Origin of the sequence: Undibacterium sp. SXout20W (genome assembly GCF_049340285.1) — a bacterium.
In the GTDB taxonomy this organism is placed as follows: Bacteria; Pseudomonadota; Gammaproteobacteria; order Burkholderiales; family Burkholderiaceae_D; genus Undibacterium.
This window is the reverse complement of record NZ_JBMPPH010000015.1, coordinates 23,640-37,662: the sequence shown is the minus strand read 5'-3', so window position 1 is coordinate 37,662 and position 14,023 is coordinate 23,640. Positions and strand designations below refer to the sequence as shown.

The following is a 14,023-nucleotide window of genomic DNA, read 5'->3' as shown; positions in this document are numbered from 1 at the left end:
GAATTTTAGTCGTCTTTGAGTACTAATAACAGATTAGCGTTGGTTGCTAAAATACGGTCATTACCTACCATTAACATGGATGATAGTCCGTCACGCAAATGCCGGCCCATGCTAAATTTGTTATTATTTTTATAGGCTAGAATGCCACAAATTGATAAAGCTTTGATCACGATTTGTGGTAGTGCCTGGGTTGCATCGACTTTCAGATTATTCATTTTGAGTGAATAACCGATTGATGACAACGGGCCAACAGCCGCATCCTCGGCGGCTGACAATTCTTCGTACTCAGTCAGGCATGCACGGACTGATGTACGTAAGCTTTGCAACATGCTGACCAATTCAGCCAGACGCAGTGCTGTTGGCGGCACGGTCCCGGGATTGGCACGTGCCTGACCACGCACAAACGCCCGTGCTTTATTGACAGCCGCTGCCGCACATCCAGTCCAGCAACCACCCCACAAGAGATGTGACACTGGCACTACCGTTTGTGCAGACATATCACCAAAATGTGCGTCGATAATTTGTGCAACGTCGCCGCTGGAGGTCATTAAAAATGGGGGGCTGCATGTACCGCGCATACCCATCGTGTCCCAATTACCTTTTTGTTCCAGCGTATAGTCGGCTTTACGCACGAGGATTAATGATTGATCACTATTCGGCGCATCCGGTGCACGACGGGCGGTCACCAATAAATCATCAGCCTGGGCACCGTAAGAAATCGTGGTCGCATCTTTCACTAAAGAAAACCGTGTGCCTTCAATGTGCACAGCACACTGACTACGGCGCATTTCGCCACCAACACCAACTTCAGAAGTTACGGAAGCGATCAGATATTGATGCTGTGCCAATTCCTGCAAATAATTGCGATACCAAGGATTGTCTAATGCATGTTTCACAATCGTAATGACCTGAATCTGATGCATCGCAAAAATCATCGCTGTCGACGCACACTGGCGTGCAAGCACGTCGCAAATTTCCACCAACTCGCTCAGGCTGGCTCCCGCGCCACCGAGCTCGACGGGGACATACGCACTCAACAATTTTTCTTGTTTTAGCGCGTTGACCGCTTCAATGGGAAAACGACCATCTTGATCGACTGCATCAGCATTCGATGCGGCAAACTCCGACGCCACCAGTCGCGCCGAAGTGAGTAGAGTGGAATCGGTTTTCATATCAGGCAGTCAATTCTTCAATGGCAGCATTGATGGCATTGATACTTTCAAAAACACTGCGTTTTAACATGCGATCCGGGAATTCCAGGTCAAATGTGTCTTCCAGCGCCAGCATCACGTTAACGCTGGCGTGCGAAGTCATGCCGGCTTCATATAAATCAGCATCATCAGCCAATGTGTCGATGTTGGCCGAAAATTTTCCATGTTCTTTTAATACCTGGCGGATTTGCTCTTTGCTCATAAATTTCTCTCAATGACTAAATGAAATGTAAATGGTGTTAATGAATATTTCTGAATAGTGATCAACATACTTCATCGGCATGCTTACTTTATTTTTTTGAGCCAACTCTTATCGTGATGTGCCAATAACCGTCGCGATGGCATAGTCATGTTCATGACTAAGACTTAGTACACATTCGTCAATACGTGCCGCACGAGCGAATGCCAGCGCCTGGCGATGCAAACGTAAAACAGGACTGCCGTTTTGACGACGGATGACTTCAATTGAGTTCCAAGGCACGACCGACTCTTTTGTCAGCCCTAAAATTTTCATTGTGGCTTCTTTTGCGGCCACTCTTGCTGCCAGACTGGCATAGTCATTCTGATGCAAACTATGACAATCAGATAACTCTTGCGGACTGAACATACGCTGCAAGTAACGTTCTCCGAATTGCATTATAGAACGCTGAATTTCAGGTATCCAGACTAAATCCGTGCCAAGCAGCATCTTTTCCGGCCGCGACTTTGTCGAACAACGCGGGCGAATCTGAAAATGTGGGAACGCCTGAAAACACGCCATAGCCGATAATAATTAGTTACTTTTAAGCACACTAGAATAGCCGAATACCAACTTTTCAGCGTTAAAAATAGTGAAGTTTTTTGTCTATTTTCGTTATATTTTGTGAAAACTTCATGAAAAATTTCCGCAAAGAAATTTTATTTAATTCTTATGAAAATAATAGCTTGTCTACCTGTAACAAAATTGACGTAAACCAAAAACTTTCGTTAAGGGCACGATACACACTATTTCCTCTTTGCTGATTCGTCATACACCAAGCCGAAATTGGCATAAATGTTCGGTTCGTGTCGTCTCATCAACATATAATCTCGGATTCGGTTCAATGAAGTAAATTACATGTCATCAACATCCACCCCTTCCAGTCTAAAAAAGAAATTACTACTGGTATGCATGATCATACTTTCTGCCATCGCTGGAATGGTCTTCATTTCTTTAGCGTTGACTTGGGCACCAGACCGAAGTGTTGCAGAACTCACTCAACAATGGGCGCCACCACCATCCCAATTTGTTGATGTGAAAGGGTTTTTAGTGCATGTCCGGGACGAAGGATGGCATGAAGATCCAGCCCCAATCGTGCTCATTCACGGCACGTCGTCGAGCTTGCATACCTGGGAAGGATGGGTCAAAGAACTCAAAAAACAACATCGCGTCATTACCATGGATTTACCAGGCTTTGGATTGACAGGACCTAACCAGACTGATGATTACCATATTGCAAACTATAGCCAGTTTATTCTGGATCTGATGGACGCCATGCATGTTAACCATGCAGTCATCGGTGGTAATTCTTTAGGAGGTGAGATCGCCTGGCATGTTGCGGTAGCAGCGCCAAACCGGGTAGATAAACTGATTTTGGTTGATGCGGGTGGATATGCGTTCACACCGCTGGCAATACCGCTGGGGTTCAAGCTTGCGCGGTTGCCTGCCATGTCTTGGCTCATGACGCACACACTGCCGCATTCGATGATGGAACAGAGCGTAAAAAATGTGTATGGTGATCCTGAAAAAGTGACCTCCGCATTGGTTGACCGTTATGAGGCGATGACTTTGCGTGCAGGTAATCGCCACGCCCTGGGAATTCGTATGAAACAGCTCGATCAGGGAGCAGACGCCGATCTGATTAAGAACATCCATGTACCCACGCTAATTTTGTGGGGTGGCAAAGACAAATTAATTCCGCCCGAAAACGCCGCATGGTTTCAACGAGATATTGTCGGTAGCAAGTTGATTATGTTTGATGAGTTAGGGCATGTACCGCAGGAAGAAAATCCCGTCGTCACGCTTGCTGCTGTGAATATATTTTTGCAGTAAAACCAATTTTCAGAAGGGCACTGAGTAATGAAACTAATACTGAAAATATCGACGTCCTATGCGTTATTGTTGCTCGTTGGTGCAACAATTGGCAATGTAGCGGTAGGGCAAAATATCGAAGAACAAGGCAAACTAATCTTTAATCAAAAAGCCGTGCCAGCCTGCTCGTTTTGCCACAGCTTAAAGCATGCTGATTCAATGGCAGAAAGTGGGCCGGATCTTGATAGTTTGCAACCAAATGCTGAGATAATAGAAAACGCCGTGCGCCACGGTAAAGGTGAGATGCCAGCCATCAAGGGTTTGAGTGACGACGAGATTAAAATATTAGTACGTTACCTGGTCAGTGTCACCGGTAAAAAGTAATGCTGTCACGTTGATAGCGACACAAATGGTTATCGTAATTCCAAAAACAAACCAGAAATAAAAAAGCCCACCAAAAATTTGGTGGGCGATACATTCATTGCAACGACTCGTCAACAACCCATGCTATCTGCGTGGTGCCGTCGACTAGAGCAATGCCCGTGCTATCTGCGCGGTGCTTGCGGGGTGAGTCGCCTATTCCTGTCTATGTCAGCTTTATGCAGATGACAGAGTTAAAACGAATGTGAACTTTCACAAATCCTTCAGAGCAAAATCTCGTTGAATTCTATGCAGCGCATGCCGCACATCATTTCAATAGTCTTTGATAAAAGGATGCATGATGAAACATCTGACACCCACTACGCCATTTCCCAATAACCCACACTATCTGTGTGGTGCCACTGGCCGGTGAGAATGGGTGATGCATCAGTAATTCGCTTGAGAGCGTCTTAGTGACATGTGAAAGTTTGTCGCAAAGATGAAGCTTGTTCACCAGGCACCTATGCTATCTGCATAGTGCACCAGGCCGGTATTTCAGAACAATCAGAGCATCGATACGACGAAAACGATACAGCGAAAAGCAAATTTCAATCTCAACAAATTAAGGCGGAAAATTCAGCCAATTGAAAAAATAAAATTATGCGAGAACCTGAATGTTACTTGCTTTGTCGCCTTTAGGACCAGAAGTGCGTTCGAAAGAAACGCGCTGGTTTTCACTCAAGCTTTTGAAGCCATTGGATTGAATGTCCTGAAAGTGAGCGAACAAATCTGCGCCGCCTGCATCTGGAGCGATAAAGCCGAAGCCTTTAGCATCATTGAACCATTTAACGATTCCTGTTTGAGTACTCATGTTATTTTCCTTTTTATTATCTGGCGCAGACGACATTGTCCGCATGCCTGTAGGCACTTGAAACCAAGAAATAAAACCGGAGGAGAAAAAACAGAACAGCCAGAGGATACAGCTATGCGGAATTGGGACCAACAATATAACGACTTGATGCAAGTACAGGACGCAATATACACACCTTTTGCAAAATCACCTAATCTTTTTTTCTGCTTACATTTCTGGTGATTTAAGAAACAGTCTAGAAGTAGTCAAAACAAAACCAAACCAAACCAAACCAAACCAAACCAAACCAAACCAAACCAAACCAAAACCAGGATGCAACGATTATTAATCGACAATCAATTCAAGATTGCGAGCAACACATTACACCGTTTCAATTGGCTCGTTCTCGATGCTGTGTACCTACTCCCGCAGTGATAAATACCACTGTCGCTGATACGACAATATCTGCCGTATGCCATATCCCTGGCGGGTTAATCGCATAATCACCTGACTTCAATATCATGTGCGTTTTCTCTCCATTAGGATGTTCCTGATATAAAGTCAATTCGCCGGCTGTACACAGCACCAACTCGGCGCCGTGAGGATGCATTCCCCCCATATCCCATGAACGATCAAAGGTATGCATTGATACCAACCTACCCTCTACGCCGTCGGACAGATGTCGGCTAACGTAAGCTTCGTACCACTGCATGTCACCAGTGAAAGCGGGTTCTGCGCTGACTGTCGCACCCAGACCCAGGTGCGCCGGAAAATTTGTCATTGAAATTCCCGTCATATTTGCCCCGCATTAAGTCAAAGAGTGCTTCAACGAAATCTGCTCTGTTTGTTGATGCGATTTTTCAAAGGTTGTTCACAAAACGATTTACCTTAATCATCCACAAGCATCAACATTTTTAAACCTGGTGGAACGTGTCCAACCCATTTTGCCCTTGCTGTTTCTCACAAGCTTCCACCACGTCATCGCACCGTATTGGTCATCGCGCGGCACCGTCCTCAGGCCATCACCACTTTGATATACTTTACCGTGATACCAGAATGTAAAATTGCCTTCGCCCAACGGCGCCAAGAAGTACACGACATCACCGGTATGTAGCGTCAGTTGCGACACATTTTCACCATTATTAAAACCATCTTCTACCGTTCTATCGATCGTCACGATCATCGGCTTTTCTGTCACCACAACGCCCGTCAACCCCGTCACCTGTTCATCACGCTGTAAACGAAAGACGACTGGCGACTTATCATCACGGCGACGGTGCACTGGCGTATCTTCCTCTGACGTCCAATCACGATATGTGCAACATTCAAACGGACAAACGCCCCAACTTTCATAATTCAATGGCGGTTTTTCTTGCGCTACGCTTAATCCGCTCACGAGCAACAAAAAAACTGCCGTCAAAGGTTTGATCACGGTTTTTCTTTCCAATTTTTTAATATTGCGTTTTTATTCCGCAGGATAACTTTTTTTATCATCAGATGTCGGCACAAAAGGGCCTTGCATTTGCATCTTGCGGTATCGTTCGCCGTCTTTTCCTCCATAGGCTTTGATATGCAAGAAAATACCGACACTGACCGCCAGGATGACAAGAATCAACAAACTGTCTTCTGACAAGATTTCCATTTTTGCCTCTCGTAGTTTTCAGACATGCAAATTAAACCCCAGATCAACTTCAGACGCGGGTAAGCCGCGAATACCCCAATTCTCTAGCGGTGGTTCGTGCAACACAATCAGGATGTCAGAGGCCTGAATCCCCATTGCACCAAAACGTTGGACGATGCCTTGATATAAGCGACGTTTTGCTTCGAGAGAACGACCCGGAAACAGTAAAAATTCAACGAAAGTGTAATTCCCTGTTTTGCCAGGTGGAATCGGGCAATGCTCTGGCTTGTGTTCAATATAGCGTATTTGCTTGTCGTCCGTGGGTACCTTCAGCGCCTCCAATTGCGCCTGATAGACGGCCTCAATCATTGCCGCCACCTGCTCTGGAGGCCGCGCACGACACACTTCAATTTTAGCGATGGGCATTGAGCTGACTCGTGATACGTTTAGGTGAAATTTATTATAGACTATTTGATAATCTTTACAATCTTTACAATCTTTGTAATCTTTGTAAATCCACAATTGCGCGATGATCGGGTTCGGCGCGATGCATCCGTCTACATACGTCTAAGTGATTCAAAAGGAAGCTGTTGTTGCAACCAAGCTCATCCCCAAACCTTTCTTCCGCCTACGGAAAAAAGGAGCAATCGCTGCAATGATTGATCGCGAGGTTTGGGTTTCACCGCTGTAGACAAAGGAATTTGTCATTGAACCATGCTGATATGGCACGGTGCGCTTTGACAGCTCAATAACTTCACAACTCGATAACTCCACAACTCGACCGTTCACTTCTTCGTCAAGCCCAGATAGGTATCAACCACACGTTGATCTTCGGCCAGATCGCTGGCCGCACCTTCTAAAACGACGGCGCCGGTTTCAAGTACATAACCATAATCTGCCACTTGCAAAGCTGCCCGAGCGTTCTGTTCGACCAACAAAATCGCCACACCTGTTTGCTTTAATCGCTGAATAATCTGAAAAATTTCTTTGACGATCAGTGGTGCTAACCCAAGACTAGGCTCATCCAGCATCAGCAAACGTGGTTTAGCCATCAATGCACGTCCCAAAGCCAACATCTGCCTTTCACCACCGGATAAGGTACCTGCTTGCTGTTGACGACGTTCTTTAAGACGTGGAAACAAGTCATACACCACGCGCATCTGATCGGCATACTCTTTTTCACCCGCTTGATAGCGTCGGTAACTCCCGAGCAATAAATTATCTTCCACCTTCATGCTGGCAAATAACTCACGTTTTTCTGGCACCAACGACATCCCGACAGCAACACGTTTTTCTATTGCTACGCCCACCAAATTTTGTCCGCTAAAAAGAACATTTCCAGTTTGACTTCCGGTCGCAGGTAACGCGCCGGCAATGGCATTAAGCATCGTGGATTTGCCTGCGCCGTTTGGACCAATAACGGTCACAATTTTTCCCATATCGACATTGATCGCAGTAGGCTGTAAGGCTTGTACCTTGCCATAGAATACTTCCAAATCAGAGACCGTCAGCAAGTTCATCAATCCACCCCACCCAGATACGCCTCTAACACCGCGGGATGCCGTTGTATCATTTCTGGTTGACCTTCAGCGATCTTGGTTCCAAACTCCATGACGACCAGATGATCGGTTAAATTCATTACAAAATCCATGTCATGTTCTACCAACAAAATACTCATCCCTTCCGCGCGTAATTTATTTAAAAGAGCCGCCAATTCTTGCTTCTCTTTATAACGTAGGCCAGCCGCCGGTTCGTCGAGTAACAACAGAACGGGGTCACAACATAGAGCGCGGGCAATTTCTAAAATACGCTGTTGCCCCAAAGCCAGGCTTCCTGCTTCTTCATGCATCAGATGTGACAATCCAACACGTTCTAACTGCCTGCTTGCCTCAGCGAGCAAACTATCTTCAACGTGACGATCACGTCGACAAATACTGGCGACGACATCCGTTACGTCATGTCCTTTGTTGCGCAGATGAGCACCAATGGCAACGTTTTCCAAAACACTCATCGTGCTCAGTAAGCGCACATGTTGAAAAGTGCGCGCCATGCCTCGGCTGACGATATCCCGAGAAGGAAGCCCGGCAATATTCTGTAAGCTTCCGTTCGAATAAAATCTGACCGCACCGGACGTCAAGGGAAGCACACCCGTAATCAGATTAAACATCGTCGATTTACCAGCGCCATTTGGGCCTATCAGACCGAGAATTTGTCCTGCATGGACGCTGAATTGCATGTCATTGACGGCCAGTAAGCCGCCAAATTGCTTGCGTGCCTGATCAACTTCCAAAATGACGGTATTGGCTGCTGGCTTTTGGCGATGAGATAATGTGGCAGCTTGTTGATTCACCATAAAATCAGAATTTCCTGGTAACCAGGATTTACCAATCGTCCTAAAAAAACGTGCCAGATGAGGCCACACACCATCACGTGCGTGCTGTAACAGAAATACAAGTAAAACACCAAAAACAATAATTTCAAAATTACCTTCACTGCCTAACAACGCTGGCAAAAACGATTGTAATTTGTCCTTCAGGATCGTCAGCAAGGCGGAGCCAAGTACCGCACCCCAGAGATATGCAGCCCCGCCAACGACGGTCATAAACAGATATTCAATACCGGCATTGAGACCGAATGGCGTGGGGTTTACCGCCCGTTGTAAATGGGCGTACAACCATCCAGAAATGCTCGCCAACATGGCGGCAATGACGAAGATAATCAATTTCATTCTGAACGTATTCACGCCCATTGCTTCTGCCATAACGACACCGCCTTTGAGCGCGCGGATGGCGCGCCCTGGACGTGATTGCAACAAATGTTGGAGCGCAATAATGCAAATGAATAAAATCAACCAGATCAGGGCAAACATAGTGCGCCCATTATCCAGACTAACACCCAGAATAGTAATGGCGGGAATGCCATTCAAACCATCATATTTACCCAAAAATTCTGTATTACCGAAGAGATAAAATAGAGACAATCCCCAGGCAATCGTACCCAATGGAAGATAGTGGCCAGATAAGCGCATCGTAATCACGCCTATCGCGATCGCTGCTAGCATTGTAATAAGCAAGCCAACCAACAAACCCACCCACGGTGAGAATCCCATCGCCGTGCTTAAATAGGCCGTGGCATACGCACCGATACCCACAAAGGCCGCTTGTCCGAACGAAGTCAACCCGGCGATGCCGGTCAACAACACCAGCCCTAGGGCGACGATCGCAGACAGTCCGATGTAATTCCCTAGCGTAATCCAAAATTCTGGGACCGGAAAAACGGGTAGCAATAACAACAATGCCATTGCCAGATATTGACCGAAGTTAAACAATCCTTTTTGGAGGATATTCTTTTTCATGCTTCATCCTCCTCGTCATGCGCGGTGGTGGTCAATGAACGCCACAAGAGCACCGGAATAATCAAGGTGAACACGATCACTTCTTTGTAAGCACTCGCCCAAAATGACGAATAGGATTCCAATAAACCAACCAATATTGCACCCGCTGCCGCTAAAGGGTAACTGACTAAACCTCCAACAATCGCGCCAACGAAACCTTTCAGTCCGATCAAAAAGCCGCCGTCGTAATATACGGTCGTCATCGGTGCAATCAATACGCCACAGAGCGCGCCTATGGTGGCCGCCAAGGTCAATGCCAGGCGACCTGCTTGCGTTGTACCGATGCCGACCAACTGCGCGCCAAGGCGGTTGACGGCAGTCGCACGTAAAGCTTTACCGGATAAACTGCGTTCAAAATAAAAATACAAGGCGACAATTAATAACGCAGACACCGCAATCACGACCACGCTTTGTCCGGAAATCATCAGTGCACCAATTTCAAAGTGAGCATCACTAAATGCAGTAGTACGAGATCCCTCGGCACCAAACATGACCAAACCCAAACCCGTCAATGCAAAATGCACACCCACTGAAACAATCAGCAATACCAATGTACTTGCCTCTGCCAGCGGTTGATAGGCGAGTCGGTAAATCATCGGCCCCATAGGAATTACTAACGCTAAGGCCAATAAAACCTGTCCGAATAAAGGCCAGTCTTGCAAGTTGAATTGATGCGTCGTACCCCACATTACAGCAGGTAACACAACCAATATAAAACCGGATTGTAAAAGTCGCTTGACAGTATGACTAGCGGGTGAATTTTGAGAACGACTGCGAATTGCTACAACGCTTTCCTTTATCCAACACAACACCCCCAGCACCACCAACAACGTCGCTGTATGTGGCGCCTTACCATTTTGTATTGCCGCCAGAGTTAAGGCACCAAATGCAACAAATTCGCCTTGTGGAATAAAAATAATGCGGGTGACCGAAAAAACTAACACCAAAGCTAAGGCCAGCAACGCATACACCGCGCCGCTGGTAATGCCATCTTGCGCCAGGATGGCGGCAATTGAAAAATCCATAGAAAGCAGACTTTCACATCAGAAAAATAGGTAAATAATGGCGCTGAAATGACCGCAGTAAAATATCAATTTCCCTGGCTGATCAGCTTCCATTTACCACCGACAATTTGCACCATCACGCGTGAGCGCTGGTCGAATCCTACGTGATCGGTTGGACCCATATTGACAATGCCATGCGACACTGCGAGATTGGTCGTATTTTCAATCGCGGTACGCAACGCTGCACGGAACTCTTTGCTACCCGGCTGGCCTTTTTTGAGGGCCGCTGGCACAGCATTTTCCAGCAACATACCTGCATCCCAGGCATGTCCACCAAATGTCGAAATGCTGCCTGCGCCATAGGCTTTTTCATAGGCAGCCGTATATTTTAAAGCGGATGCTTTGACCGGATTTTCAGCGGCCAATTGTGCTGCCACCAACAAAGGTCCTGCCGGTAAAAAGGTAGCTTCGCAATCTTTCCCACAGACCCGTAAAAAATCATTGTTAGCAACGCCGTGAGTCTGATAGATTTTTCCTTTATAGCCGCGCTCTTTCAGGGTCTTTTGCGGTAACGCTGCAGGCGTACCTGCGCCGGCAATCAACACTGCATCAGGATTGCTGGCCATGATTTTTAATACCTGCCCAGTTACCGAGGTATCCGGTCTGGCGAACCGCTCATTAGCAACGATTTTGATTTTTTTTAATTCTGCCAATTTAGAAAATTCTCTATACCATCCTTCACCGTAGGCATCATTAAAGCCAATAAATGCAACGGTTTTGATGCCTGTATCTGCCATGTGACTGGTAATCGCTGTCGACATATGGGAATCGTTTTGTGGTGTTTTAAAGACCCAATAACGTTTGGCATCCATCGGCGCGACAATAACCGCCGAGGCCGCCATCGAAATCATCGGTGTCTCGCTTTCTGCAGCAACGTCAATCATCGCCAATGACGGCGGCGTAATCGTCGAGCCAATCAGCAAATCAACTTTGTCTTCAGAGACTAATTTGCGGGCATTTTTAACTGCTGTGGTCGTGTCTGATGCGTCATCTAAAATGATGTACTCGACTTTCTTACCGGCAATTTCTTTGGGCAATAAAGCGAATGTGTTTTTTTCGGGAATCCCCAATGAAGCGCCAGCGCCTGTGGCAGATACATTGACACCCACTTTGATTTGCGCCGATACAGGTGCACAGATGATTAAAGACAGCAGAGCAGGCAAAGCTGCGAGAACGAAACGTTGCTTCATGGGTAGGTCTCCGTATAAATTAAATAGGCAGACATGTTCCTGCCTTATTTTTTGAGTGTAACTCGCTGCTTAAAAAAAGTACAAACTCTCAACTAAAAAGTCTGGTATTTCTCATAAAAATTGCGCTGTATCAGATCGCTTGTGTGACTAATTCCACACTGAATACACCTCGAAGTGAATTGCACAACATAATTTGTTGCGCGCTCTCGAGGTCATGACGAGTTAATGTTTGTTCAGTTAAACGATAGCGTTGATCGAGAAGCAATTGCGCACGCATAATGCCTGGCAATACACCATCAGATAAAGGTGGCGTTAACCAACGGCCTTCTTTGAGTAGCAGGACATTACTGCGTCCGCCTTCCGTCAGATGTCCTTGCTCATTAAAAAAGAGCATATCAAATGCGCCATGTTGTTCTGCCTTTTTCCAGGCGTTGTCATAACATTCGCGGATGCTTGTTTTATGTTGCAAAAACAAATCGTTGCTATCGGTTGGTTGGTCGGCTAAAAGCACCTTGGGCTGCGTACTAAGTGGGTTTAATACACCAGTGCTAATTTCAACCTGCCCTTGTGGATTCAACCTTAAACGCAGGCGATGCGGTATTTGTGGTGGTAACGCATCACAAGCATCTTGTAGCAGACGATTGATCTTGGATTCTTCCCATATAAAACCAAAATAATTGGCCGATTTACGTAATCGTTCAAGATGATGATACCGATGTCGACACCCGCCTTCATGGGTCGCGTACATGGTTTCAAATAGCTCAAATTGGGCTTGCAATCCTGTTAAAAATTTGGCCTTAAGCTGACACTCGGCAAATTCTTCGTGTGCCACGCTGTCATATACAATTCCTGCGCCAACCCCCATCACACCGCGTCTCAGCTGTCGCTTTCGTGGTGGCTCGGGCGCCTTTAGTTGCAAGGTTCTGATAGGTACCGACAAACAGAAATCGCCCGGTGTTGTTGTATCTGTGGGAGGATCAAACCAACCTATCGCTCCGGTGTACAAGCCACGTGACGCGGTTTCAATTTCACGAATAATTTCCATCGTGCGACGTTTCGGTGCGCCAGTGATCGAGCCACATGGAAACAACGCAGACAAAATGTCGATCAGACGCAAATTCTGGCGTAAGCGTGCATCAACAGTGGACGTCATTTGTAGCACACTGGAAAAACGATTAACCTCGAATAACTTTGGCACGCTGACCGATCCGACTTCGGCGATACGTCCTAAATCATTGCGCAGCAAATCGACGATCATCAGATTTTCTGCACGATTCTTGGTATCCTGCGCCAGCTCTGCTGCGATTTTTTGGTCTATTAATGTGTCACCCGTTGCGGCTGCCGTGCCCTTCATCGGACGGGCTTGCAATTGCCCACGACTGTGGCGCACAAACAGTTCTGGCGACATCGACACTATTGCCTCACCATCAGGGAGCTGGATCAGCGCTCCATAAGGCACTGGTTGCCGTTCTCTTAACCGGCGATACAAATGTAAAGGACTACCATACGCATCAAAATGCCATCGATACGTATAATTCACCTGATAAGTATCACCCGCCGTGATATATGCCTGAACCTTGCTAATGGCTTCATCGAATTGTTGTTCATTCACACTAGGACGAATATTCGCAATTCCGGCGATAGATGCCTGCGGCGATCTGTCAAGCAATGACATGTTCGTCAAAAATTCCTGCACCTGCAATGGGTTAAGCTGGTAACAAGTAGTGAATATGAGAATTTTAGATATCGCAGGCGTGTCGCGCGGTGCAATGTTTTGCAACTGGGCGCCGGTTTCGTACGACAGCATGCTGACAGCGAAATATCCTTTTTCAAGCGCGGCATCGAGATTCTGTATGAATGCAGGCCATTCTGCCTTATCAGCACACAGCAATACCTCCTGCAAATCTACATAAAGGCGGGATTGTGCGGATTCAGTATGCGCATCGTCAAGCAAGGCAAAGGCGCGGCGTTCATGCTGCAAACCCGCGACGACAGTTGGGCTATCAAAAATTAGAGGCACGGTTTTACTTAAACTTGAGGTGGTGCCAGAGTTTACTCGCAGATCGAGCTCTTTGCATTAGTTGTTAATTGCAGCTTTACGTTGGAAAAATCTTGGGCAAGCAAAATTTCTATGATCATTTATACATTATGCAAAAATGGCAAGGTGTTGCATTAGAGGCGGGACTAGACGTTTTTTCTTGCCACAATGCAAAACTTACGTAAAACTATCTCCTGTTATGAAGCTGCAAATAATAAACTCGCCAATAAATTGATGGAAATTTA

General features: G+C 46.4%; 15 protein-coding genes. 2 read left to right on the top strand and 13 right to left on the bottom strand.

Annotated elements, in window-relative coordinates:
• Positions 1-5: 5 nt before the first annotated feature.
• The 3 genes from ACO0K1_RS09970 to acpS all read right to left on the bottom strand — a co-directional run bounded on the left by ACO0K1_RS09970 (position 6) and on the right by acpS (position 1,899).
• Positions 6-1,172, bottom strand: a complete 1,167-nt coding sequence (locus ACO0K1_RS09970) for an acyl-CoA dehydrogenase family protein (protein ID WP_423025213.1) — start codon at positions 1,170-1,172, stop codon at positions 6-8.
• Between the two features lies 1 nt (position 1,173).
• A complete protein-coding gene (locus ACO0K1_RS09965; protein ID WP_423025211.1) occupies positions 1,174-1,413 on the bottom strand; it encodes an acyl carrier protein in 240 nt (79 codons plus the stop codon).
• A 108-nt stretch (positions 1,414-1,521) separates the two neighbouring features.
• Positions 1,522-1,899 (bottom strand): holo-ACP synthase, encoded by a 378-nt coding sequence (gene acpS, locus ACO0K1_RS09960; RefSeq protein ID WP_423025209.1) that lies wholly within the window; start codon positions 1,897-1,899, stop codon positions 1,522-1,524.
• A gap of 462 nt (positions 1,900-2,361) precedes the next feature.
• Here acpS and ACO0K1_RS09955 point away from each other — a divergent pair, with 462 nt between their 5' ends.
• Together ACO0K1_RS09955 and ACO0K1_RS09950 are read left to right on the top strand one after the other, a co-directional pair.
• Complete coding sequence (locus tag ACO0K1_RS09955; RefSeq protein WP_423025207.1) at positions 2,362-3,282, top strand: alpha/beta fold hydrolase; 921 nt, start codon at positions 2,362-2,364, stop codon at positions 3,280-3,282.
• Between the two features lie 27 nt (positions 3,283-3,309).
• Positions 3,310-3,645: a c-type cytochrome gene (locus ACO0K1_RS09950; protein WP_423025205.1), complete on the top strand. Its 336-nt coding sequence runs from the start codon at positions 3,310-3,312 to the stop codon at positions 3,643-3,645.
• A gap of 634 nt (positions 3,646-4,279) precedes the next feature.
• Here the strand turns inward: ACO0K1_RS09950 and ACO0K1_RS09945 are convergent.
• From ACO0K1_RS09945 to pabB, 10 genes are all read right to left on the bottom strand, one after another.
• Positions 4,280-4,492 (bottom strand): cold-shock protein, encoded by a 213-nt coding sequence (locus tag ACO0K1_RS09945; protein WP_423025203.1) that lies wholly within the window; start codon positions 4,490-4,492, stop codon positions 4,280-4,282.
• Positions 4,493-4,862: 370 nt separating this feature from the next.
• On the bottom strand, positions 4,863-5,252 hold the full coding sequence (locus tag ACO0K1_RS09940; RefSeq protein ID WP_423025201.1) for a hypothetical protein: 390 nt from the start codon (positions 5,250-5,252) through the stop codon (positions 4,863-4,865).
• A 111-nt stretch (positions 5,253-5,363) separates the two neighbouring features.
• A complete protein-coding gene (locus tag ACO0K1_RS09935) occupies positions 5,364-5,903 on the bottom strand; it encodes a hypothetical protein (RefSeq protein WP_423025199.1) in 540 nt (179 codons plus the stop codon).
• Positions 5,904-5,936: 33 nt separating this feature from the next.
• A complete protein-coding gene (locus ACO0K1_RS09930; protein WP_423025197.1) occupies positions 5,937-6,113 on the bottom strand; it encodes a hypothetical protein in 177 nt (58 codons plus the stop codon).
• An 18-nt stretch (positions 6,114-6,131) separates the two neighbouring features.
• Positions 6,132-6,518 (bottom strand): tautomerase family protein, encoded by a 387-nt coding sequence (locus ACO0K1_RS09925; RefSeq protein ID WP_423025195.1) that lies wholly within the window; start codon positions 6,516-6,518, stop codon positions 6,132-6,134.
• 359 nt (positions 6,519-6,877) lie between these two features.
• Positions 6,878-7,615 (bottom strand): ABC transporter ATP-binding protein, encoded by a 738-nt coding sequence (locus ACO0K1_RS09920; RefSeq protein ID WP_423025193.1) that lies wholly within the window; start codon positions 7,613-7,615, stop codon positions 6,878-6,880.
• The gene (locus ACO0K1_RS09915) at positions 7,612-9,447 is read right to left on the bottom strand and encodes an ABC transporter permease subunit (protein ID WP_423025191.1); all 1,836 of its coding nucleotides are present in this window, start codon (positions 9,445-9,447) and stop codon (positions 7,612-7,614) included. The genes ACO0K1_RS09920 and ACO0K1_RS09915 overlap by 4 nt, the downstream gene beginning before the upstream one ends.
• Positions 9,444-10,511 (bottom strand): branched-chain amino acid ABC transporter permease, encoded by a 1,068-nt coding sequence (locus tag ACO0K1_RS09910; RefSeq protein ID WP_423025189.1) that lies wholly within the window; start codon positions 10,509-10,511, stop codon positions 9,444-9,446. Before ACO0K1_RS09910 ends, ACO0K1_RS09915 begins: the two co-directional genes overlap by 4 nt.
• Before the next feature lie 65 nt (positions 10,512-10,576).
• Entirely contained in the window at positions 10,577-11,740 is a 1,164-nt protein-coding gene (locus ACO0K1_RS09905; RefSeq protein ID WP_423025187.1) for an ABC transporter substrate-binding protein, read from the bottom strand.
• Positions 11,741-11,870: 130 nt separating this feature from the next.
• Complete coding sequence (gene pabB, locus ACO0K1_RS09900) at positions 11,871-13,760, bottom strand: aminodeoxychorismate synthase component I (RefSeq protein WP_423025185.1); 1,890 nt, start codon at positions 13,758-13,760, stop codon at positions 11,871-11,873.
• Positions 13,761-14,023 lie beyond the last annotated feature (263 nt).